General features: G+C 56.5%; 14 protein-coding genes and 1 pseudogene. 7 read left to right on the forward strand and 8 right to left on the reverse strand.

Translation table 11 applies throughout. From position 1 onward, the window contains the following. Nucleotides 1-335: 335 nt before the first annotated feature. Nucleotides 336-3,794 carry a hypothetical protein gene (locus DMG62_16150; GenBank protein PYY21949.1) on the reverse strand — a complete coding sequence of 1,153 codons (3,459 nt, stop codon included), beginning with the start codon at nucleotides 3,792-3,794 and terminating at the stop codon, nucleotides 336-338. Nucleotides 3,795-3,956: 162 nt separating this feature from the next. After that, nucleotides 3,957-5,174, reverse strand: coding sequence for a sugar kinase (locus DMG62_16155; GenBank protein ID PYY21929.1), 1,218 nt, complete (start codon nucleotides 5,172-5,174; stop codon nucleotides 3,957-3,959). A 455-nt stretch (nucleotides 5,175-5,629) separates the two neighbouring features. Here DMG62_16155 and DMG62_16160 point away from each other — a divergent pair, with 455 nt between their 5' ends. Both DMG62_16160 and DMG62_16165 read left to right on the forward strand, forming a co-directional pair. Next, complete coding sequence (locus tag DMG62_16160; GenBank protein ID PYY21950.1) at nucleotides 5,630-7,525, forward strand: hypothetical protein; 1,896 nt, start codon at nucleotides 5,630-5,632, stop codon at nucleotides 7,523-7,525. A gap of 200 nt (nucleotides 7,526-7,725) precedes the next feature. Beyond that, nucleotides 7,726-8,952 (forward strand): GDSL family lipase, encoded by a 1,227-nt coding sequence (locus DMG62_16165; GenBank protein ID PYY21930.1) that lies wholly within the window; start codon nucleotides 7,726-7,728, stop codon nucleotides 8,950-8,952. Here DMG62_16165 and DMG62_16170 read toward each other — a convergent pair. From DMG62_16170 to DMG62_16185, 4 genes and pseudogenes are all read right to left on the reverse strand, one after another. After that, a complete protein-coding gene (locus tag DMG62_16170) occupies nucleotides 8,901-12,695 on the reverse strand; it encodes a hypothetical protein (protein PYY21951.1) in 3,795 nt (1,264 codons plus the stop codon). The two genes, DMG62_16165 and DMG62_16170, sit on opposite strands and share 52 nt — an antisense overlap. Nucleotides 12,696-12,859: 164 nt before the next feature. Continuing rightward, nucleotides 12,860-13,141 (reverse strand): hypothetical protein, encoded by a 282-nt coding sequence (locus tag DMG62_16175; GenBank protein ID PYY21931.1) that lies wholly within the window; start codon nucleotides 13,139-13,141, stop codon nucleotides 12,860-12,862. 194 nt (nucleotides 13,142-13,335) lie between these two features. Next, entirely contained in the window at nucleotides 13,336-14,403 is a 1,068-nt protein-coding gene (locus tag DMG62_16180) for a sugar ABC transporter substrate-binding protein (protein PYY21932.1), read from the reverse strand. Nucleotides 14,404-14,406: 3 nt separating this feature from the next. Continuing rightward, a pseudogene (locus DMG62_16185) lies at nucleotides 14,407-16,640 on the reverse strand (beta-glucosidase). 302 nt (nucleotides 16,641-16,942) lie between these two features. Here DMG62_16185 and xylB point away from each other — a divergent pair. Further along, a complete protein-coding gene (xylB, locus tag DMG62_16190) occupies nucleotides 16,943-18,457 on the forward strand; it encodes a xylulokinase (GenBank protein PYY21933.1) in 1,515 nt (504 codons plus the stop codon). A 19-nt stretch (nucleotides 18,458-18,476) separates the two neighbouring features. Beyond that, nucleotides 18,477-19,640, forward strand: coding sequence for a xylose isomerase (locus DMG62_16195; protein PYY21934.1), 1,164 nt, complete (start codon nucleotides 18,477-18,479; stop codon nucleotides 19,638-19,640). Between the two features lie 108 nt (nucleotides 19,641-19,748). Here the strand turns inward: DMG62_16195 and DMG62_16200 are convergent, their stop codons facing one another. Next, entirely contained in the window at nucleotides 19,749-20,588 is an 840-nt protein-coding gene (locus tag DMG62_16200; protein ID PYY21935.1) for a membrane protease subunit, stomatin/prohibitin, read from the reverse strand. Nucleotides 20,589-20,759: 171 nt separating this feature from the next. Between DMG62_16200 and DMG62_16205 the strand changes: the two genes are divergently transcribed. From DMG62_16205 to DMG62_16215, 3 genes are read left to right on the forward strand one after another with little or no spacing between them, the layout of a single operon-like run. Further along, nucleotides 20,760-22,004, forward strand: a complete 1,245-nt coding sequence (locus DMG62_16205; protein PYY21936.1) for an MFS transporter — start codon at nucleotides 20,760-20,762, stop codon at nucleotides 22,002-22,004. Next, nucleotides 22,001-23,542, forward strand: coding sequence for an NADH:flavin oxidoreductase (locus DMG62_16210; protein PYY21937.1), 1,542 nt, complete (start codon nucleotides 22,001-22,003; stop codon nucleotides 23,540-23,542). The genes DMG62_16205 and DMG62_16210 overlap by 4 nt, the downstream gene beginning before the upstream one ends. Continuing rightward, nucleotides 23,532-24,551: a dihydrodipicolinate synthase family protein gene (locus DMG62_16215; GenBank protein ID PYY21938.1), complete on the forward strand. Its 1,020-nt coding sequence runs from the start codon at nucleotides 23,532-23,534 to the stop codon at nucleotides 24,549-24,551. Before DMG62_16210 ends, DMG62_16215 begins: the two co-directional genes overlap by 11 nt. On the opposite strand, the gene DMG62_16220 is transcribed toward DMG62_16215, so the two are convergent. Further along, a complete protein-coding gene (locus DMG62_16220; GenBank protein ID PYY21939.1) occupies nucleotides 24,504-24,767 on the reverse strand; it encodes a hypothetical protein in 264 nt (87 codons plus the stop codon). The two genes, DMG62_16215 and DMG62_16220, sit on opposite strands and share 48 nt — an antisense overlap. Between the last annotated feature and the right edge of the window lie 104 nt (nucleotides 24,768-24,871).

Raw genomic sequence — 24,871 nt, forward strand, 5'->3', positions numbered from 1 at the left:
CAACTCCTCGGTAAGGGGTGCGTGCAAGACCCCTAAACCGAAGAAGCCGTTCCTGGAACTCAGGGACCTGCCGCCCGCCCCCGGCCGGGTGTCTGTCTTCGATACCAGAATCACCGGTCCTCTAAATAGAAATGTCTAACTTCACATCCTCATTCTCGTGACACTAGGCGAAAACCCGCGTGGGGGCTCAATGTAGTTCGATGTGCGGACAAACTAGCTAAGCCTAGAAGCCGTTACTCTCAGGTTTCTTGGGTTAGCTCTCGTGAATTGCAAAAGCTCTTTTCGTGGCTTGCGTTTCGCTGGTTTTCGAAACGCAAGCTCCAATCGAGCCCCTGTTAGAAAATCACTCTAGCCGCCAGCCAGATTTGTCGAGCACCGTGATCTGGACCGAAGAAACCGCCCGGCTGCAGACCGCCGGTAATTGCACCGAACGTCGATGTTGGCGAGCCAGTGTTACACACGGCCCCCAGGGTCGCGTTAGCCGGACAATTGTTGGCCGTCGGGTTGGCGAAGTGAGGCGTGTTCGTGAAGTTGATCGCATCCGCTCGGAGTTGCACGGCGAAGCGCTCGGTCAACTTGATCTGACGAGCCAGGCTCAGGTTCATACCGAAATACCCCGGGCCACGGAACTCGTTACGGTTGGTGTTTCCGAGGTGAGCGTTAGCGTTGCTAGTGATAAGCGGCGCCGCGAACGCGCTCGGGTCGAAGTACCTGCAACTCAAGTCGCTCAAGGCGCAAATGCCGTCGCGGTTGGGCTTGCCATTCAGAACAGTGAACTTGCCGACCAGGTCGCATGTTTGTGTGGATCCGACAGCATTCAAGGCGCCCGGGCAGTTGACGGTGAACGGCAGACCGGTGAGGTAGTTGATTAGCGGGCTGATCTGCCAACCGCCGAGGATAGCGTTGCCGATGCCCGTCTGCGCCCACCGTTCTCCCTTCCCAAACGGCAATTGCATGACGCCGTAGATGGAGATGTTGTGGGTACGGTCATACCCGGCTACCGCACGCCCCTTCTCCCAGTAGGCAGGGAACGCGAAAGCTACGCTGCCCAAATCATCATTGTCGGCGTAGTCGATTGCCTTCGACCATGTCCAGGACAGTCCGGCCATCGACCCATCGTGGAATCGCCGTGTGAGTTTGGTCTGCATCGAGTCGTAGAAGCTGTTCTTGAAAGGAACCAGCCCCGTGATGCCTCCGGTGATAGTCTTGCCCAGCGCCTGGCTCAACAGTCCACCTGCGTTGCCGGTGCCAGCGGGCGAAGCGTTCATGTTCAGTTGCACCAGAGGACGGATGCCACGCGCCCCAACGTAGCCAGTGTCGAGCACGAACCCCTTCCACTCTTGCTGCAGGGTGAAGTTGAAGTTGTGGATGTATCCGCGACGGAAGGGCTGGGGGATTGTAGTCGTACCGATGTTGAGAGGTAACGGGATGACACCGCTGCTGAGATCGGGAAGGGGCGTCAGCACGACGCCCGTTGGAAGTGTCTTGGCGCCGCTCGCGACTGTGGCATTCAAACCAGTAAGGCTTGTTACCGCAATAGCGTTGGAATTTCCAGTGATGTTGTCCACGAACACGTTTGCGGGATACGCGTTGCGGAAGTCGCGCCAGTTGTTGGAATCGGCATTCATGCCGTAACCAGTACGGACCACGGTTGAAGAGGTTAGCCGATAGGCGAAGCCGACACGCGGCAGGAACTGCCCACTACCAACATCAACACCGTCATCCCGCGGAATATTGCCGTAGCCGCCGATCAGCACGTTCCCAGTCTTCAGATCGAGATAACGCAGTCCCTTGCCATTATCGCTGTATCCGAAGGGGTAGGCCTCCCAGCGGACTCCGAGTGTCGCTGTCAGCTTAGGCGTCACCTGCCACTGGTCGCGGAGGTACCAGGCCCATTGAGACCATCGCAGCGCGTTCGGATTCTGTAGTGCAATCGCCTTTCCGCTACGGTCCGACAGACCTAACATGAAATCGGCCCACTGATTAAACCAGGTAGCGGTAGTTCCGGTTAGGGAGGTGGACATGCCGTTGAAGTCAAAAGCTCCACGAGGCGTGTTGAAGGTGCCGACTTGCGGCTGGAAGTGATTCATCTGGGAGTGGTTCCACTCAATGCCGCCGCGGAATCCGTGTCTGCCACGCGTCCAACTCAGGTTGGCGCCGGTAACATAGCTGCCATCGCGGAAGACGAACGGGTTGGCAGGCTGCGCATTGCCGAGATTCAGTCCGACGGGAAAGATGAACCCCGGAAGACCGAAATAAAGGCTTGGATTACCCAGGGTTCCCGCATCGTTCGTGCCGGGAATCCTCAGGTCATTCAGTCCCTTTGCCGAAGTGAGGTCGAAGGTGGAACCAAGCCGCAGACGGGTGAAACCGAAGTTCCAGTCCAGCAGCATGTTCGGACTAAACGTGTGTGTCGCGCCCAACCCTACGCTTTGAACCAAGCCCGGCGCATCGCCGAGCTGTCCACCGTTTGTGGCGTCCCCGACCGCTTCTCCCAGAAGAGGAGGATCAAAAACGAGGGTCTTCGAGAAGCTGTAGCGGCCAAAGACATTTGTCTTATCGCTCACAACATAATTGATTTTTCCGTCGGCGCTGTCGCGATTAAAGAGCGCCGTGCTGCTGCCGACGAAGTTGTTCGTGAGCGTCGATGTCGCGAATTCCTTCGCGATTTGTGGTTGCAATAGCTTGATCATCGCCGACGAAGCAGGGTCGATGCGATTCGGACAGATCATGTTCGGAACGCCATTGCAGGAGATCTGCTGTTTTCCCGCGCCGGTCGCATCGCCGGTGGCCGGGTCATAAATAATCGGGTTCCCGGGCAGATTGCGGAAATCACCCGTCGCCATCGCAGCCGTGGGGAGTGTTCGCGTATCCGGCCCAGCCAACTGCCGCTGCGTGGTGCGCTCGTAATCGACGAAGAAGAACAGCTTATCTTTCTTAATGGGTCCGCCGAATTGGCCGCCAAACTGGTTCTGGTTGTTCCTGTTCTTCTTCGGGAACCTGATGGTGTTCGTCTGGAAATAGTCGCGCGCCGCAAAATTCTGGTCAAAATGGAACCAGTGGGCGGTGCCGTGAAATGAGTTCGTGCCCGACTTGATCTGCACGTTCATGGCGGCGCCGCCAGCCTGACCCTGCTCGGCGTCGAACGAGTTGGTCACCACGTTCACAGTCTCGATCGCGTCCGCTGGCGGGACATAGGCCACATTCGATGGAAGCCAGGGATAGATGTCCTGGGCACCGTCAATGCGCGTGTTGTTCGCCGTCTGTGACTGCCCATTTACGTTGGCGAAGATCGCACGCTGCGGGTTCCCGGCGAGCGAGTTCGTCTCGGCGGGTAATGCTGCACCGGGAATAATGCGCAGCAGCGTCTGGAAATTACGTCCCTGAGAACCTGAAATCGGAAGGTTATTGATCTGCTGAGCCGTGAGGTCGGTATGCACATCGGCCTTATCGGTCTGCAATATTTCTTGCGCGGCATTCACCTCTACCGTAGTTTCAGTTTGGGCAAGGTTGAGCTGAGCATCAGCGCGCTTGATGTTGTTTACCGTGACGCCGACGTTCTGCAGAGCAACTGTCGCAAAACCGGTTGATGTAATCGACACCTTGTAGTTGCCTTGCTGCAAATCAGAGAAGCGATATACGCCGTTGGCATCGGTGGTCGTAGTTCGGGCGAGACCAGTCTGCGTGTTTACGGCCTCGACCTTGGCGTTCGGCACTACTGCGCCGGAAGGATCGGTCACGTTGCCCGTCAGTGTGCCGTAGAGCACTTGCCCCCATGCAGTGGAGGAGACCATCAGGCATACGAGTAGCAGAATGAAACAGGCTACAACGGCTGACTTGTAAGTTGTTGAGGGCCCAAGCGTCTCATGCACCACACTTCGTCTCGTCATGGAGATCTCCTCTTCGTACTGGATACAGCAGAATCCGCGACACTATATGGGCTCGGCCCAACTCCTCTACTCCACTGCTTTCTTTCTGGCCAGCAGAGCGGGTTGGCCGATTTCCAAGCGCGCCGAGGCGCCAAAATGTTTTTGCAGCACGAGTGCGACGGTTCCGCGCAGACGCGCCATGTTTCCTTCCGCCGGGCGAATGCGCGGAGGCTTTCCAAACAGCATTCCGTTTTTGACTTCCGCTTCCACAATGGGAGCGAAACGCGCCCACTGTGCCGTGCATTCTCCAACCACCACGATCTCCTCGGGAGCGAGGCCAGCGACCAGCATGCGCACACCGCGTCCGATTCCTCGCGCCATCTGCTCGAGAGCGGTAATAGCCAGCGCGTCTCCGGCGCTTGATAAAGCGAGAAGATCTGCAAAGCTGAGCTCTTCTGAACCTCTCCCGGAGGCGTGGTAGTAACGCAGCGCGGCGCGGTTGGAGCCGTAAACTTCCCAGCATCCCCGCCCACCGCAGGTGCATGCCGGTCCCGTGGGATCAAGAGCTACGTGGCCGAATTCACCAGTCATGCCGTGGGCTCCGCGCATGAGTTGTCCATTCAGGAAAATGCCCGTGCCGATTCCCTCGGAGATCGTGATTACAACCATGTCGCGAATCTTTTCGGCATGCCCAAACCAGACTTCCGCGAGAACGCACGCGTTAGCAGCGTTCTCCAGCTCCACAGAGAGTCCCGTGATCTTTTCTACGGAGCTCTTCAAATCGAATTCTTTCCATTTCAAATTGGGAGCAAAGATCACTCGCTTGGTGGATTCGTCGTATCGTCCTGGCAGGCTGATTCCGATCCCTTCAAATACCAATTTGGGATGAGCCTGGATCAACTCCTGAACTCGCGCCGCAATCTGCTTCGCTCCCGCAGCCGCATCGGCCGGGGTGGTAAAGGCTACTTGAGACAGAAAGTGCCCATTGATATCGCCGAGCGCGACGGTTGTCTGCGCCGGCCGGATATCGGCAACGAGAATCGCCCGCCTTTCGTTTAATCGCAGAAACGTGGGCCGGCGGCCTCTTGGCAAGCGTCCGGTAGGTCCATTGATCACCCACTTCTCTTCGATCAGTTGTTCGGTGATCAGCGACACCGTGCTGCGCTGCAGCCCCGAGACTCGAGCCAGGTCGGCTCGCGAGATCGGCTGCCTGTGACGGATGAGGTTCAGCACAACGCTGCGGTTAATGTCGCGCGCCGTTTCGCTGGATGCTACTTGCGTATTGGTAAAGTCGAGTCGCCGCATGGACGAACTGTATCCCAGATGCGCCCTGTGAATTAAATTCGCGCCCCGAACTTTATGCAGTCAGCCCAGACATTGTCAAGACTGGGGTGAAGAGAATCTTAGAATTTTCATTTCGCAAAAATCGCTGAGCTGCGCGCTTCAAGTAATCGCAAACTTTTTGGTAAGCCCTGACGGGCTACTCAGAAAGTCCTTAAAATATACGGCTTTATTGGATTTCTGAGAAGCGCACTGGGAGGTGATCTGCAGCGCTGAAGGGGGTCTTCATCCGGCCTCCTTCTTGACAGGCCCTTTTGTCCCGATGTATATACTCGCGGCCTTTTGTTGTTGAACCGAACTAACTGTTCAACCTGTACGGATTTCGCTATTCGAATCTGGGTGCACAAAGTCGCGCACAACCCCCAGGAGGAAAAAGGACCATGTCGTCCATATCACCAAGCGTAGAAAAGATGACCACGATGCCTAAATTTCACAACAATTTCAGTCTTGCAAAACTATCTATTTCGCTGATCTTGGTTCTGTTGGTGTCGGCTACCGCAGTAGGAGCATTCGCGCAGGAGGATACGTCTAATAGCGCAACTACTCCGTTGGTCTACGACGTCGAGAATACCGGCGCGAACTTTGCGGCGCCTAGCTTCCCGAACTTCGCTCAACTTCCAATCATTCGGCCTTTGCCAGACCCGTTTCGGTTTGTCGACGGAACCCGCGACACTTCTTTGGCAAACTGGGAGCGTCGGCGTCAAGAGATCAAGGCTTCCATCGAGAAATACGAAATCGGCCCTAAGCCTGACTGCTCCGACTGCACTATTAGCGCGACGTACACGCCGGCGACGGCGCCGGCTAAAGGTACTCTGACCGTGACTGTTACCAGGAACGGCAAGTCGATGACTTTGAGGTCGGGCGTTTACATTCCAACCGGAATGGGCAATGGCCCGTTCCCAGCGTTGATCGCCATGACGTTCTTTGCCAGCAACTCTGGGTTTAACAGAGGCAGCCTGCCAGCCAGCGTCTTCTCCACGCGCCCAATCGCTAGCATCGATTTCGTCCACAACAACGTAACCACATACGGCCGTCCGAGCGCCACCGACGGCTTCTACACGCTCTACCCTGAACTTTGCGCTGGATCATCTTGCGCCGGCGGCAGCAACTCGGGTCAATACGCCGCCTGGTCGTGGGGAGTGAGCCGTCTCATCGACGGCATCATCCTTGCTTCTCAGTCGTCCACCAATCGGCTACCTGTCGACATCAAGCACCTGGCCGTCACCGGATGCTCCTATGCCGGCAAAATGGCACTCTTTGCCGGTGCACTCGATGAGCGGGTTGCGCTGACGATCGCTCAGGAAAACGGTGGCGGTGGCGCTCCAGCCTGGCGTGTCACGGATGAGATAGAGGCGGATCATGCCTCCGAAGACATCGCCCGTACGGACTACAATTGGTTCGCCAGCCCGATGAGGCAGTTCTCTGGCGTCAATCGTTACAAGATGCCGACAGATCATCACGAATTGATGGCCCTGGTGGCGCCTCGTGCGCTATTGGAAACCGGCAACACGGATTTCTATTGGCTATCCAATCGATCCAACTATGTCTCAGCACGCGCGACGCAACGGGTCTATAACGCATTCGGTATCGGAGACCGCTTTGGCTTCTATATCGACGGCGCACATAACCACTGTGCAACACTCCCCGCCGAGGCCCCGGCAGTCGCGGCCTTTGTCGACAAATTCATGGTGGGCGATGCGGCGGCCAATACAGATGTAGAGGTATTCCCGACAAATCCGCCGCTCACCTACGACTATACGAAGCTCGACTACGCCCGCTGGACCACATGGTGGGGAACCAATGATCCGAAATTCCCGAACGATTGGAACCCGGGAGACGGTACGGTCGTTTTGGGCATGACTCGTCCGATGACTGTCGATTCTGGTGCGACTGTTTTGGGAGGCTATGACTTGTACATGCCCGACGGCCATCCAGCGACGACGGTTTCTCTGGCGGGCGCAAGCATGAATACCGACGTCTACTGTGCCGATGGCACTTCCTACACGCTCAATATTCACCTTCCTGATCAGTTCTACTCGATACCGGCGAACGACGATTCCTGGTTCCCATCACCCAACCAGAAGAGCCCATCGGTCTGGCAGGGCTCGGCGACGGCCGCCGTTTGCCCCGGTGGAGTTGCGAAGAACGCCTTCTTTAGTGCATTGGGTGAAGGCCCGGCGTTCACGTTTGGAGGGCCTGGCTTCCGAACCACCGACACCACGGATCCTCTCAATGTCAGGTTCCACTGCGACGCCGGCAACAACGGCGCTGGCGGAAGCTGGAGCCCGACGACAATCGTTAACTACCCGCAATAGTGTGTTGGAAGAGCGGGGCGGGATTCCACATCCCGCGCCTCACGCTTCTATTTGGAATCTTTATCAAGGCCCTGTCGTTCAGGCATCCTCCTTGTTCTACCGTCATCCCGACCCCGACCTTGGAGGAGGAGTGATCTGCTTTTTGCTGTCACCAACCACGCCAGGCCCAAAACAGGACCGGAGTGTAATCTATCAAGCTTATGGCCTCGCGCATCGCCGTCATACTCCTCTACCTGAGTTTCGGATTTTCCCAAGCTCTCGCTCAAACGCATTGGGTCGGTTCCTGGGCTGCATCGCAGCAGCTAGCTGAGCCTAAGAACTCCCTCGCTGCCGACGATCTCACCGACGTCACGCTTCGCCAGATCGTTCACTTGTCCGTTGGCGGCCGCGAACTGCGGGTGCGTCTATCAAACCGTTTTGGGACTGCGCCTCTGTACTTCAGTGGTATTCACATCGCGAAGGCCGTATCGGCCGGATCCGACAAGATTGTTGCGGGAAGCGATAAGGCACTCAGCTTTTCAGGAAGAGCCGACATAACGATTCCTGCCGGCGCCGATTATCTCTCTGATCCCATCGCCATTTCTGCCCCCGATCTATCCGATTGGGCAATTACATTGCACTCCGACGCGCTCCCTGCGGAGCAGACTGGGCATCCCGGTTCACGTACGACGTCTTATCTGGGGCACGGAGATCAAGTTTCCGCATCTGAGATTCCGGATGCGAAGAAGATTGAGCACTGGTATTTCATTGCGGGAATCGATGTTGCCGCTCCACCCCAAGTCGGGTCGATCGTGACTCTAGGCGATTCCATCACCGATGGGCACGGCGCGACCACGAACGGCAACGATCGCTGGCCCGATGTGCTGGCCAAGCTCGTTGAAGCGTCTAACAAGAAGAAGCTGGCGGTGCTGAACCATGGCATTGGAGGAAACCGCCTGCTGAACGATGGCTTAGGACCGAATGCGCTGGCGCGGTTCGACCATGACGTTCTCGCGCAGGCCGGCGTGCGCTACCTGATCATTCTCGAAGGAATCAACGACATCGGTGTGCTTACGCGCGACGCTGACGCTCCCGATACGGAACACGAGATACTCGTCCGCCGCATGATTGCCGCATACGAGCAGTTGATTGCGCGCGCGCATACGCATGGCATTAAGGTCATCGGAGCAACGCTTCTGCCGTTCGTTGGAGGTGGTTATTACCATCCTGGCCCGAGGACCGAGCAAGACCGCCAAGCGGTGAATCGCTGGATCCGCACTCGGGGGCACTTTGACGCGGTGGTTGATCTGGACAAGGTAACGCGCGATCCAGCGCACCCGGAGCGCTTGCTGCCGGCATTCGACTCCGGCGATCACCTTCATCCCTCGCCTGCGGGCTATCGCGCGATGGCAGAGGCGATTCCAGCCTCGTTGTTCAGTTTGAAATAACGCTCGGCGAAGCTGAGGAATGTTGGCCAGTTAGGGCCGGTGGTGTGTCCGCCGCTATGGGAACGAAACGCGATGTCACCATCGATGACAGCCGTCTCGAGCGGAGGGAATTCTGTTGCTCCGAGATCCTTTTTGCCTAGCAACCGGTAAACCGGGCCGGCGTCCACTGCGCCGAGGAACATCCCCTTCGCATCTACCCAGCCGCCTTCAACTGTCGGCGCACCGGTGCTGATAAATACTGGGCGCGGAGCGCAGAGCGCGATCAGTTCGTGGGCATCGACCGGAAGATCGTTGGGCGTGAGAGGTCCGGCATACTTCAGGAAGTTGCCCGCCATCCAGTGATACTCGCTCGCAGAAGCTATGTTCTCGACCTGCTCGCCGAACCTTCTGCGCATGATCTTCGCGCCACCCTCGCCCGAAGAGCCAATGAACCCGATCGCGAAACGACGGTCATATGCCATAGTCACGAGCGCAGCCTTCCCATACCGGGATAGGCCTTCAATGCCTACTCGCCTGGCGTCGACAGAATTGTCGGTCTGGAAGTAGTCGAGCGCGCGGCTGGCGCCCCAGGCCCAGGCGCGCAGTGCGCCCCAATCGTCGAGGCCGCGTGGCTGCCCCTTATTCACCAGACCGATGATGCCCTGGGTGAGGCCTTCACCGCTATCAGCCTGAATCGTCGTAGGAATCACGACGGCGTATCCCCATCCTTTTGCCAAAACCTGCTGCCGCCATGTAGAGCCATTAGCAGGATTGGCCGCGGGAAAACGTCGCGCCATCGCAGCGAGGAATTCCGGAGTGAATCCAAACTCCATGATCACCGGCACGGGGCCTGTCGCATTCGCCGGAGTGCTCAGCGTTAGCTGAATATCGACTCCGATGAACGGATAAGCCGAGTTGTCCACGTGCCCATTGAGTTTCTTTGTGATTACCGGCACGTCGCCATTCATCTCCTGGGAGATGTTGGCGAGCTCCCAGTTCAGTTTAGGAATACTGTGCGGAAGGCGTCCGTAGATCTCGCGGTCAAAGCCTTCGACGATTTCCGGGCGCCGCCTCTTCCACCACGCATCTGCTGTTGTAACCTTCTTCCCATTTTTGAGCGTGAGCGGATTGGGCAGCCGATATGGCGGAACCTTCGACTCGTCGGTATTCGCTGCATTTGGCGCTGCAGGATTCCCGCTGGGCCCAGGACGCAGCGAAGTTATGTGCAACAAATCCAGCAATCGCTGATGATCTTGATCTGAGGTGAGGTGCACCGGCTCGGGCAGGCTCGCTAGTTTTGCAGCGGACGGGTGAATCTCGACATAATCGAGCGCCGCCGGATCGCCACCGTCAGGTAAGCCCTCGATGCGAATTTTTTCGCCTGTGTGCAGAACGAGGCGGAGTTGCCGGCGAGTTGATGCATCCCCATCGAGCTGTCGGGCTGGGAAGCGATCATTCGCAGTCCACTCGCTAAGCACGTTGCCGTCAGCGAGTAGTCTGTACTTCGCCTCACCGCTGGGCATATCGAAGTACTGCACATCTATGTCATACGATCCAGCACTACCATTGAACGTGAATTCCGCGGCACATGATTTCGTATTACTTGTGCACTCGACGGCTTTTCCTTTCGACGCCGTCTCGGGCGGAGAGATATCGAGCGGAGTGTATGCATTCAATTGCATCGCGTCGGCTTCGACACGCTCGCGATAGTGCCCGACTCTTCCGGCGACATCGGGAATGCCTGAGAGGCGCAGGAACCAATTCGTAACCGCATCTCGCCAAACAATGGCATGCCCGCTTTGGTATTCAAGGCGATCCAGAACAGCCTGGTAGCGTTCGCCGTCAACCCGCCCCTTGAGCCGCTCCCAGTCGCGCACGAACTGATGCGCCCGCTCTGCCCCGTCGTAATGAGAGTCGTAGATGTGCTGGATGACCGTCTTGCCAGAGGACAATCGATGCGTGTAGGCCACGTGATGAAAGAACAGCAGCAGCTCATCGGGCGTGCTCTTCAGTGATTCATATATCTTTCCCACTTCAGGGCTGTACTGCGCCGTGTAGCCTGTACCTGTCGCTACAGTCCTGTCCATGCCTACTCCATCGTGATCTGCGCGATGCCACTGTCCCCAACCGTTTCGCTCGGAAGACTCGACGCCGGGCCCGTAGTGAGTTCCCACGATGTTCGTCAGCGTTCCGATGCCGAGTGGCCCCGTGTAGCTCTCATAGACATTCCACGATGCAAGCTGCATATTCACGATCGTGTTCACTACGAGCGGATCGCTGCCGAATGTGAGCCGTGTCCACTCCTCCACGATTCGCCGAACGCCCAGATCAGGATTCCAGGCGAGCCGGGCGAAGCCGTAGAGGTTTGCCATGGCCAGAGGATGACCGAGCCAGTTCGGTTCCATTCCCACATTGGCAACGCCGACGAAGCCACCCATTGGATGGCGGTAGGTTTTTCCGGCGACAATTTCCTTCGTGAACGAACTCTTATGATTCGCATGCAGATCGAAGTCGAGGACCTGCTTCCACATCGGCGGCAGGAAACAGAGATGCCGCTGCTGCCCTAGATACTCCTGCGTGATCTGAAGCTCGATGGCCTCGTTCGTCTTTTCGAGTCCGCTGAACAGCGGAGAGACAGGCTCTCTCACCTGAAAATCGATGGGACCGTGTTTGATCTGAATAATTACGTTGTCGTCAAACTTGCCGTCGAGCGGATGGAAGTTGTCGTAGGCCGCCTTCGCGCGATCGTTCTTCAGATTCGTCCAATCGAGATGGTGGTTATAGACGAATGCACGGTAGAAGACGATCCCGTGGTGAGGCTTGAGAGCTCGCGCAATCACGTTCGCCGCATCGGCCGGTGTGCGACCGTAAGTCGCGGGTCCGAGGCGTCCCTCGGAATCGGCCTTCACGACGAATCCGCCAAAGTCTGGAATCAGACGATAGATCTCATCAACTTTGCCGCTCCACCAAGCCTGTACTCGAGAATCGACCGGATCAAAAGTATCCAGACCTCCGATCACCTTCGGACTGCTGAAGTCCACCGACAGTGAGAGCGTCACACCCCACGGACGAAAGACGTCCGCAATGCGCGCGAGCTGAGGAAGGAATTCGGGAGTGAGCACTCGCGGATCGGCGTTGACGTTGTTGACGGTGCATCCATTGATGCCGACCGAAGCCAGCAAACGCGCATATTCCGCGGCCCGGGTGAGATCGCCGCGCACGCTTCCGTTCTCAAAGAAGACTGATGGACCGGCGTAGCCGCGCTCGATGCGTCCATCGAGATTGTCCCATTGATCGATCCAGCGCAGCGGCGCATACGGCTGCTGAACCTCATCCAGATATTCGATGCTTTCGCCGAGCGCGATCCGACGAAGAAGCGCGAAGGCTCCATACAAAACGCCTCGCTCCGTTAAACCTACAACCAGGATGGAATCCACGCCGCGTACTTGCCGCTTTGTCAGCCAGAAACCATCGCCTTGGATCTGCGGGGGCTGGACATCGGATGCTGCCGAGTGAAGCGCGGCCGTCGTTCCCAAAATGATCGCAGGTTCGGATGAGAGCTCTGCTGCAGCGCGAAAGGGTCGATCGAGCATTCCGCTGGCCCCTCGAATCACTTCTTGCTGCGCATTCAGAAGCGCTGGAGAATTCCCTAGAGCTACTACGGCACTTGGGATTGTCTGGTACTGCTGCGCAACTCGTTGTTCCAGGCGCGAGTATCGAAGCCACGCATCTTCGCCACTCTCGGCAGGCAACAGAGCCGGCAGAGCGAGAATGACAAATGTTACAAATAGCAGGTGCTTCACTCAAATCCTTCGCTGTCACAAAGTAAACCAAAACTGAAGCAAGAGGCTACACAGTTGCCTTCGTGCCCTCCGCCTTTATTCTTCCTTTATCCTTCGTGACATTAGTGTTCGCTCCTTCCCGCCGTTCACTGCCCCGCATCATGCGGAACCGTGACATTTACCGACGAGCTAGTCTTCGAGCCCGCCGAATCTGTCACGGTCACAGTGAGAATATATGCACGATCATTGCTCGAGTTGCCGGTTCTCTCGGAGCGTAGCAAGACATTATGTGCATCCTGAATTACGCAATCTGTCGCGGTGTTGCCATCGCCAGTTCCGTTACTGAACTGATTGCTGCTGACGCTCACGACAGGCGCTAGTTGTGTATCGCAATTGTCGCTAATGCTGTATGAAAGAACGGCGTTCATCAGCTTATGGTTCGGCGGTCACAGCACGGCGGAATTCACCGCAAGCGCAGCGTGGCTCGGCTATGGCTGTTTGGACAAAAGGGAACGGCAAGCTTGATGGGTCGTCGAAAGACTTATCTAAATCGCTTTAGATAATTGTTTTTGCCCCCGAACTAATTCGGGTCAATGTAAATACCATTCAGGAGAGCTGGAAGTCAACCTGACCGGACGCCGTTCGCCTCTCGGAAGAGATGAAGGTTGGAACGCAGGATAATGGAAGGATTCAAATATTGCGAACGCGCTAGCTCTGCACCGTGCAGAAGATGTTCCACCAGGCTGCGAATAGCAAGTTGTCCTTGGACGTATGGCTGCTGATGAATGGATGCTGCGATTGCGCCTCGCTCGAAGTAAGGAATCATCTTGCGGAAGAGATCGGTAGCAATGAGCCGTACCCGGTCCCCACACTTCGCGGCGCTGAGTGCGCGACAAACCGGCAAACAATTTACGGTGTTCACATAAATCCCGGCGAGATCACGTTCGCTTTCGACCAGGTGCATAGTCTTGCGAAAACTCTCGTCCGGATGTTCGTGCGCCTCAATCACTGCGACGATCTCGCCGCCGGAAGAACGCTCGCGAAAGCTTGCGATGAACCCTTCAGTCTTCTGACTGTGATCCACCGTCTTCAGCATTCCTGTCACGATCGCCACCTTGGCCCCCGCTCCGACGAAATTTGCCATAAGCTCGCCGGCGATCAAGCCGTTCAGCCGTGGCTCAATGCAAACCACTGACGAGCGGCGACTCACGGGAGCATCGGTGGAGACACAAACGACGCGCGTCCCGCGCTGCTCTGCGATATCGATTAGGGACGTCATCGCCTCAGGATTTCCCGGTGTAACGACGATGCCGTTTACTGCCGACCTGAGCAGCTTGTTGAATGCAGACTGTTCGCCACGTCCTAATTCCGGAACCGCAAGCGGAAGGAACTCGACCCCACGGCCAGCATAACGATCGGCCTCGTCGCGAATTCCATCCCATAGTTCGTCGTAGAAATACGCGATCTCTCTGGGAACACATATGCCGATGCGAACGTGTCTGCCGGTGGAAAGTGCCCGTGCAGCAGGGTTGGCCTTGTACCCGATTTGCCGGGCAATTTTCAGAATCCGTTTAAGGGTTTGCGGACTTATGCCGGGGCGGCCGTGCAGCGCACGGTCCACGGTGCCAATCGAGACCTCCGCCAATTTGGCAATCAGCGGAATGCCGCTCTGCTTTCTCGCCTTCCTCATCTGCTACTTCACTTCCAGGGGGACCGAGGTCAGGTCAGCGGAGTTGGGACCAACCATGATCTTGAAGGTCCCTGGCTCAACTATGCGCTTCATCTCACGATTGTAGAAAGGCAGCTCTTCCGGCCCAATCTGGAACGTCACCGTGCGAGTCTCGCCTGCCTTGATTGAGACGCGCTCGAATCCTTTTAGCTCTTTGATCGGACGTGTAACCGAGCTAACTTCATCGCGGATATACAACTGCACGACCTCATCGCCGGCACGGCTGCCTGCATTTGTCACGTCAACCGATACCTTCGCCGTTCCGTTTACAGAAATCGAGCTGGGCTCGACTCGCACATTGCTGTAATTGAACTTTGTGTAGCTGAGTCCATAGCCGAACGGAAAGAGTGGAGAGTTGTCCGTAAATAAATAAGGACGGCGCGCCGATGGCTTCTGATAATAGTAGTCAGGCAGTTGACCAACGGAGCGCGGGACCGTAATGGGGAGCCTGCCGGCAGGATTGTAATCGCCGAATAGAATCTCGGCCATGGCAATACGCCTAGAGCGAGGAGGCGGGAGACCAGCTCGTCTTGTCGTCCGAAGAGATCCAGGTTGTCGCGATCGCCCAGATGGTTATTCGACCATCCCTCCCGCGAGGTTTGTTCGTTCTCTCCGACAACCACAATTCCGATATCGGCTTCTGACAGCACTTCGACGGCGTCGCTGATACGTTTTTCATCCAGCTTAGGAACGGCCGGCACTACTTTGTCTTCTTCCCAAACCGGTTTGCTCTCCGTGATTCGGCACCCTTCCGCATACAGTACCTCGGCTCTGCCGCCTACTCTGTTCTTGATTCCTTCGAGGATGCTGACATCGTGACGCGGCGTTCCGCTGTAACCACCAAGGTGAGGCTCACCCGCGTTTGGGCCGATCACAGCGATGCGTTTGAACTTTGCCAGATCAAGCGGAAGAAGCTGGTTATCGTTCTTGAGCAGAGTGATGGCCTCGCGCGCCGCCTGCAGAGCGAGTTCCCGAGCCTGTGCAGGCGAAGCGGACAGCACCGCCATCTGCGAGTCTGCGTACGGTTTTTCGAACAAGCCCAATTCGAATTTTGCTCGCAGGACTCGTGCCACCGATTCGTTGATGAGTGACTCAGGAATCTGGCCGCTGCGCACGAGGGATGGCAATGTCTTGTAGCAACGCAAAAACGGGAGTTCAATGTCGACTCCTGCAGTGATCGCCAGTTTCGCAGCCTGCTCGCAGTTTGCGGCGACATGATGGACGGTTATCAACTGCTCAATGGCGAAATAATCAGAGACCACCAGATTCTTAAAACCAAACTCGCCCCGCAAGACGTTGCGCAGCAGCCAGGTGTTGCTGTGATTGGGAATGCCGTCAAGCTCGTTGTAAGACGGCATGATCGCGCGTGCATTGCCCTTGGCAATTCCGGCTTCAAATGGAGGGAGAAAATATTCGCGCACCGTGCGCTCGGAATAATTCGCGGGAGCCACATTCGCTCCGGCCTCAGGCTGACTGTGCACCGCGAAATGCTTCAGTGTGGCAAAGACATGATTGGCATCTACCGTCGGACCGTCGCCCTGCAAACCCTTGACCGCAGCGACTCCCATTCGGCCGGCAAGATATGGGTCTTCGCCGTAGGTCTCCTCAGTGCGTCCCCAACGTGGATCCCGCGCCAGATCCACAACGGGCATCAGGCACTCATGGGCACCTCGAGACCGCGCCTCCCGAGCAGTGGCATCAAAGATGCGGCGCACGAGTGCGTCATCCCAGCTGGCAGCGAGCCCAATCGCCTGGGGATACGAAGTCGCGTCGGCCGCCACAAGGCCGTGCAGGCACTCTTCATGAAACATCAGCGGAATTCCTAATCGCGTGCTCTCAACGGCGATCCGCTGCAGCCGATTCGTGAAGTCCGCCATTTCACGCGGCCCGCGATTCTCGCTCGGTCGAGTAACTTGTCCTAAACCATTTCTTAGCAGCTGCCGGGCTTTGGCCTCGTTAAACTCGCCTTTCTCATCAACGAAGAATTCTTCAGGAAGAAGATCCTGCGAATGGTTTTGCCAGGTCGATTCGAGTTGCGCAACTTTCTCTTCCAGAGTCATGCGGCTTAGCAGGTCAGTGACGCGCGTCTCGATCGGCAAGGCCGAATTTTTGTAGGACGGCATTGTTTGCTGGGCACCGAGAGCAGACAAGAAAAGCACGCAGACAATTACTATCCAAAAGTCTCTCCGACGATTCATTCCGGTCTCTCTCCCGACGACACTCTCTACAACTCCGAAGCGGGATAGTTATACCGTTAACGTACACGAATTGCACTTCTCTTTTGTTAGGCGTTCTGGTAATAATTGCCGGGCCTCACTCTTCGAGACCGTTTTTCGCGGCGAGTATTGGCGCGCTGCTTTATGGCGAGGCTCGGGAATTGGAAGTTCGCCAGGAACATGAAGAATTGCATTCAGGAGACCGGAAAGAGCGCCATTCTTGTCATTGCGGTAACCCTGGGCCATGCTCGGACGAAGAAGGCGCGCGCGAGGACACAGTGTCTTTGAACCTTCTTGGCATCGACGTGGGAACTGGCGGGACTCGCGCTCTACTGATCGAGGAAACTGGGCGAGTCATGGCTTCAGCCACGGCGGACCATCGTCCTTTTGCATCACCTCAAACAGGATGGGCTGAGCAGGAGCCAGAAGATTGGTGGCGCGCCTGCTGTCAGGCGGTCCGACAAGTCATTTCTCAATCTAGAATCACAGCTTCAAAGATCTCGGCGGTTGGTTTCTCCGGCCAGATGCACGGAGCTGTGCTGCTTGATGCCGACGGCCATCCTTTGCGTCCTTCATTGATCTGGTGTGATCAACGAAGTACGGAAGAAGCCGCCGAAATTACGCAGCGCATCGGCGCTGAACGGCTCATTCAGTTGACTTGCAATCCGGCGCTGACCAACTTCACTCTGACTAAGCTTCTTTGGGTGCGCAAACGTGAGCCCCACATCTTCGAGAGGTTCCGGATGTTGCAGCTTCCCAAAGACTACGTCCGCCTTCGGCTCACAGGCGAGTACGCCATGGATATGGCCGACGCTTCAGGCACGCTATTGCTGGACGTAGCCAATCGCCGTTGGTCTGCCGAGGTAGCGAGCGCAACCGGGATCAACATGGCAGCGCTGCCAAAGCTCGTCGAATCGCCGGAGGTTTGTGGCACGGTTTCGAAGCATGGAGCTGAGGCGACTGGTCTTGCCGCTGGCACTCCGGTTGTGGCTGGCGCTGGGGACCAGGCGGCGGGAGCAGTGGGACTGGGCGTTGTCGCCCCCGGGGCGGTACACGCAACCATCGGGACGTCAGGAGTTGTATTCGCATCTACATCGAGTCCCAAAATGGATCCACATGGCCGTCTGCACACCTTCTGCCATGCTGTTCCAGGTCGCTGGCACGTGATGGGCGTAACTCAGGCCGCTGGCCTGTCTCTGCGCTGGTTCCGGGATCACTTCGTGCCGACGTCATCTGGCAATCGCGATCCATACGATGTCCTCGCTGAGGAAGCCTCCTCTGTAGGTCCAGGATCAGACGGCGTTCTCTGGGCTCCTTACTTGATGGGCGAGCGCACACCTCATCTTGATCCCGAGGCTCGCGCGGCGCTGGTGGGCCTCTCTGCGAATCATCGCCGTGCTCACGTCGTGCGAGCCATCATGGAGGGAGTGGCTTTCAGTCTGCGCGACTCGTTCTCGATCTTCGAAGAGCTGCAAGTACCAGTTACAAACATTCGTCTCGGAGGCGGAGGAGCACGTTCGCCCCTGTGGCGGCAGATCCAGGCTGACGTCTATTCTCACAATGTGGAAATTGTGGAGGCGGAAGAGGGAGCCGCATACGGCGCCGCGCTTCTGGCGGGCGCCGGCGCCAAAGTATGGAATACAGTGGATGAAGCCTGCCGCAGTGCTGTCCGGGTTAAGAGCGTAGTTGGCCCAAATCGGGAGGCAGCCCAGATTATGCAGCGGCAATACGCAACGTATCGCCGAATTTATCCAGCACTGCGACACATCCGCGATTCATATTCGAGTCAAACAGCCTAGCGATTCGCAAGGAGACTTCATGCCCAGTAATGATTATCAACCCAAGCCCGAGCACAAATTCTCTTTCGGATTGTGGACGATTGGGAATCGCGGACGCGATCCTTTTGGCGAGGCTGTGCGCCCGACGATCCCGCCGAACGACATTGTTGCTCTGCTGGCTGAAGTAGGAGCATGGGGCGTGAATCTTCACGACAATGACCTCGTTCCAATCGATGCCAGTCCGTCGGAGCACGACCGCATTGTGCGCGAGTTTAAAAAAGCGTGCGAGCGCCATGGCGTCGTCGTGCCGATGGCCACCGTGAGCCTTTTTTACGACCCTGTATTTCGTGACGGCGCGTTCACAGCTAATGATCCCGAGGTCCGCGCTTATGCTGTGCAAAAAACTATGCGCGCCATGGACCTCGGCGCGGAACTCGGAGCGAAGATCTTTGTGCTCTGGGGCGGACGTGAAGGCACGGAAACAGATGCATGCCGCCGTCCTGACCACGCGGTTAAGAACCTGCGCGAGTCCATCAACTATCTTTGCGAGTACAACATCGATAAGAAGTATGCATACAAGTTTGCGCTCGAAGCCAAGCCGAACGAGCCGCGAGGCGACATCTATATGCCGACTACAGGGGCATACCTGGGACTAATTACCTCGCTCGATCATCCTGAGATGGTCGGGGTAAATCCCGAAGTGGCACACGAGCACATGGCTGGTCTTAATTTCGTCCACGCCGTCGCCCAAGCGTGGGAAGCGGGAAAGCTCTTTCACATCGATCTGAACGATCAATATCCCGGGCGCTATGATCAGGATCTGCGCTTTGGATCAGCGACACCCAAAGCTATGTTCTGGCTCGTGAAGTTTCTCGAAGACGTAGGCTACGAGGGTCCTCGACACTTTGACGCTCATGCGTATCGTACTGAAGATATCTCGGGCGTGAAGGACTTCGCGCGCGGATGCATGCGCACCTACCTCATTCTTAGAGAGAAGGCCAGTCGCTGGAATGCCGATAAGGAAATTCGCGAGATTCTGGCTGAGGTAAACGGTACTCCATCAGGTCATGTAGGAAAATACTCGAGCCAGAATGCGAAGTCTTTGTTGAGCAAGTCTTTCGATCGCGCAACGCTTTCCAAAAAAGGACTCCAGTATGAGCGCCTCGATCAGCTTACGATCGACCTTTTACTTGGAGCGCGTTGACAGCCAGCATTATTTCGCCTGGCATGGATTCGTACGGCACGGCTTGGGCGAAGCGGAGCCGTGCCCCCCCATACGAACCTAAATCTGAGACTTCCAACGGAATCACCGCTAGCTTCCGCCTAGCACCAACGGCAACCCGTTCTTTTGATTGCCGACGATCACCACTTTTGCATTCGGCGAGGCTGCGAACTTCTCAGTGGCTTCGATCCCCTTCCACTCAAGCAGTCCTGGCGTGATTCCTTGCGCCACGATTGTCTGGAAGTCTTTAATGCCCTGTGCCTCGATGCGCTTGCGGTCAGCTTCCTGTTTCTCTTTTTGCAGTTTGAATTGCATGGCGAGAGACTCTTGTTCGGATGCCTGCTTCAATTCGATAGAACGCTTCAGCGATTCAGGAAGCTGGATGTCTCGCAGCAGGATCTTCTCAACAACAATTCCTCTGGCGGAGAGTTGCGACGCCAGGTTCGATTCGATTTCTTTTGCGACTAGTTCTCTTTCCCCAGTGTAGAGCGCGTTTGCTCCGTGGGATGAAGTTGCCTCGCGAATCGCGGAGCGCATCGTGGGCTCCACAATCTTGATTTGATAGTCAGCTCCTAGATGCTGGTAAACATCGGCCGCCTTGTCTTTGTCGAGATGAAAGAGCAGCGAGGCCTCTAATGTCATTATCAATCCTTCGCTGGACGGAACCGATGCGGTCTCCTTTTGTTCCTGAGTCCTGACTGACAGTTGGTTGGAAGATTTAAGTGGATCGACCAGGTGAATGCCTTCCGGCAAAACATCGCCTGTGACTCGGCCAAACTTGGTCAGCACACCGACATTTCCGGTGTCTACCTTCGTAATCGCGCATGCTCCCATAAAGAAGAGGAGCACGAGAATCAAAGCCGTCACCAGCACACGTGACAAACCTCCAACGCTCATCTGCCTCCGGCTTCCGTAATCTGCCATGTTCATTGCTTTCCTCCCATCAGATTAAGCCATGATTCCGCATAGAGGAGATAAGCGGAAGTGCCTTAATGGAGACTGACCGGATATCTCTTGCGATTGCGGTTTTACGCAATGATTTCCCGAAGAGAACCTGCATCTATGGCGGACAATACAAATAGCTGGTTTCTATGAAGTCGTTTGTCGTGTAACGGCTTTCGGACTGCGGTGAACTCTATCTCCACTACGATCGACCGAGACGTGAGCGCCTATCGGGGCGCTCTCCAGGTGCTCGTGACGGCCTTCATTGCGCTCTTCTGCATCGTTGGACTATCGCTCTGGGGACTGCCGTTCTTTTATGACTTTATGGTGCGGCAGTTTGGATGGACGCGCGCACAGGTCACCTCGGGAAATGCCATCAGTAAACTGATCGTGGGCCCTGCATTCGGATTCTTTGCGGGATGGATGGTCGATCGTTTCGGCCCGCGTCAGCTGATGATGGTAGGGATTCTGCTCGCCGGATCGGCGCTGGTGGGACTGGGTGGCATTTCCAGTTTAGGAATGTTCTACGTTTTTTACGTGTTCAATGCCCTGGGATACGTCTGCGCCGGGCCGCTGCCGAACCAGGTACTGCTCTCCCGCTGCTTCGAGAGATCCAGGGGCAAGGCGATGGGAATCGCCTATCTGGGAATTGGACTGGGTGGTGCCGTGTCACCGTGGATCTCGCATCTGCTGGTGCAGCGATTCGGATGGCAAGCCGCGTTGAAGCTGCTGGGCGTTTTGATCGTGGTTCTCGCATTTCCCCTGGCCCTCTCAGTGCGAGATGTGCCCGCGCAGCGCTCGATTTCACCGACCACAACTTCGCATTCCGGAGTTCGGGCGGCATTTAAGAGAACAGCGCTGTATCTGCTTATCGCAGCCAGCATGTGCTCGATCGCCGCGGTCAGCGGAACGCAGCAAAATCTCAAATTGTTCTTGAGCCTCGATCAGCACTATTCTCAGGAGGCCGCGACTCGCATCCTTTCTCTTGTGCTCACGTTCAGCATGGTTGGACGGCTCTTAATGGGATGGTTAGCCGATCATTTTTCGGTTAAGTACGTAATGCTTTTGATTTACACGCTAGTGGCAAGTGCAATTCCATTTCTATTTCTTGCTCCTGCTACGGTACCGATGTATGCATTCGCCATACTATTTGGCATTGGGCTCGGCGGAGATTACATGATCATTCCCCTGATGACCGCGGAGATTTTCGGCTTGCAGATTTTGGGCACGCTGCTGGGAGTGATACTCACAGCAGACGGAGTTGCTGAAGCTGTTTCTCCATGGGTTGTGGGAGATTTGCGCGATATCTCTGGCAGCTACACCGCAGGATTTAGTCTGCTGGTGGCCATAGCGCTGCTGGGCGCCGGCATTGCGATGATGTTGCCGAAGAAAGCCAAAGCATGAACACGAATGCGATCGCACGAATCGGGAGCATGCACACGGTGGAACGCTTTGAAACCCACTTGAGGTCTTTAGGTGTAGAGATCCCATGCGATCGTGAAGTGCTCAGCGGTTCCGATTCACCGCTGGCCAGGCCTCTTGAAAGTGGAGGAATCCGCATCGCGAATCGCATCGCAGTCCAGCCCATGGAAGGGTGGGACGGTGCCGCCGATGGCAATCCCACGGAGCAGACACTACGCCGCTGGCAAAGGTTTGGGCGCAGCGGCGCAAAACTGGTCTGGGGCGGAGAGGCGGTCGCGGTTTCGCACGCCGGCCGTGCTAGTCCGAATCAACTTGTGGCCGCTGAACACTCGCGCAAGGGACTGGAACGCCTGCGCTCCGCGCTACTTGCCGAACATCGGCAGACCACCGGCTCCGACGATGGATTGCTGGTCGGCCTGCAGCTCACGCATTCCGGACGTTTCAGTCGTCCTAACCTGAAGGAGCGTGCTGAGCCGCGAATCCTCTATCGGCATCCTATTTTGGATCGGCGGACGGGACTGCCCAACGATTATCCCATCCTCAGCGATTTCGACATTGAGCAAATCATTGGCGAGTTCCATCGCGCCGCGAGTATTGCATGGGAGCTCGGCTTCGACTTTGTCGATGTGAAGCACTGCCATGGATACCTCGGACACGAGTTTCTGAGCGCCCACACCCGGGAGGGAAAGTACGGCGGCAGCTTCGGGAATCGCACGAGATTCTTGCACGAGGTGGTAGAAGGCATTCGCGCGTCGGCGCCGGGCTTGCAGGTCGGAGTGCGACTCTCAGCTTTTGACGTTGTGCCCTTCAAGCCGGATCCAGAGCTATCGTCGTCGGGAAAGCCGGGACCCGGCATTCCCGAAGACTACGGCCAACTGCTTCCCTACAGATTCGGCTTTGGAGTAAACCAGCAGCTGCCGATTGAACCAGACTTGCGCGAGCCCATCGAGTTTCTCTCGTTACTCAAGGAACTGGACATTCGGCTTGTGAATCTCACGGCGGGAAGTCCTTATTACAACCCACATGTTCAGAGGCCTGCATTGTATCCGCCTTCCGACGGGTACTTGCCGCCTGAAGATCCGCTGGCCGGCGTCGCTCGACAATTGACCATTGCACGGGATCTGAAAGCGCATTTCCCCGAAATCATATTTGTGGGCTCCGGCTACAGTTATCTACAGGATTTTCTTCCGGCAGTGGCTCAGGCAGCAGTTCGTGAGGATTGGATCGATTTCATTGGTCTCGGCAGAGTCGTACTCTCGTACCCCGAGATTCTGTGGGACGCGTTACAAGGTCAACCCATGCAGCGCAAGCGAATTTGCCGCACTTTCAGCGATTGCACCACGGCTCCGCGGAATGGCTTACCTTCAGGTTGCTATCCACTGGATCCCTACTATAAAGATTCCGAATTGGGAGAACTCTTGAGAAACGCCAAGACGAAATCCAATCCCGCAACTCGACCAAATCTCGATGTCGCATCGGAAGCTTTAACCTCCATCCAGGAAGCAGGAAATGACAATTGATTCCATCCGCGACCGGCAGAAGCTGCGGCGCAAGGTCACCGGCATCGCGGCCGCGTTGCTTCCATATTCATCGGAAGGCATGATTGCGGTCGAAGCCTTTCAGCAACATCTTGTGTCAACGCAGCGCGCGGGCCTGATGAATGCTGTGAATATGGACACCGGCTACGTGAACTATCTCAGTGCTTCAGAAAAGCAGGATGTCCTGCGATGGACGCGAGAGGCTCTGGGCAAAGACACTTTTGTAGCCGGGGCATATATAGAAGGAGAAGCTGGCGATATAGTCGCGCTTTATCGGCGCGCGATGGATCGGATCATCAACTTCGGCGGCACTCCGATTCTATTTCAGACGGCCCGGCTGCAGGGCAAATCGGCGCGCGAAAAGATCGCGGTTTATGCGGCTTTGTGCAAAGGATACGAGAGTGTTTTGGCGTTTGAACTCGGTAACATATTCGCGCCAAACGGGGAGATCTTCGACGATGAGACGGTAAAGGGATTGCTGGATATTCCCGAAATGAAAGGGATGAAGCACTCCTCCCTCGATCGCATTCGGGAATTCAGCCGTTTGGCGTTGCGCGACGAGAGACGTCCGGACTTCGCGATCTACACCGGCAACGATCTGGGCATCAACATAATCGAATACGGCTCAGACTACCTGCTTGGACTTGCAACATTCGCTCCGGAGAAGTTCGCCGAACGCGACCGCCTTTGGGAGGCTGGGGCACCAGCATATTACGCCCTCTCGGACGCTCTGCAGCATCTGGGCAACATCGCCTTTCGCGACCCGGTTCCCGCCTACAAGCATTCTGCAGCAGTCTTTCTGCACTTGATGGGCAGGATTCCGTCTGACCGGGCGCATCCAAAAAATCCGCTTCGGCCGAAATGGGAAAGCGAAATGCTGCTCGACTGTGCGCGACGTTTGGATCTCCGTTCCGAGTCGGGAGCTGATGTGACTGTCAGCGGGTCAAGAACGACGGACCGGCACAAGGTTGTGTCCGATCAGCGGGTTTAACCGACGAGGAGGCCGGAACCATTGCGCCTGGTGGTCCGGGGATGGACACTCGACCCGAGAGAGACGTCCTTCCCGGACCAGGTGGTCATAAGCGTCCTGCCAACTCGGAACTTCGGAGCTCTCCGGATTCCAATGTGCATAAGAAGCTTCATCACACCACTTCGGAAGCCGAGGCATGACAGAAGCGTGCGCGCCAGATCTGCGGAAGGTTTTCATCGCCTTTTCACTCTCCCAAGCACTGAGAGCCAGAACGTGCGGCGAGCATCCACTAACAATCGTCCGCCAAGAAATCCCGGCGCCCGTACTACTTGGCGTTGGGC

Source organism: Acidobacteriota bacterium, assembly GCA_003225175.1.
Classification (GTDB): domain Bacteria; phylum Acidobacteriota; class Terriglobia; order Terriglobales; family Acidobacteriaceae; genus Gp1-AA112.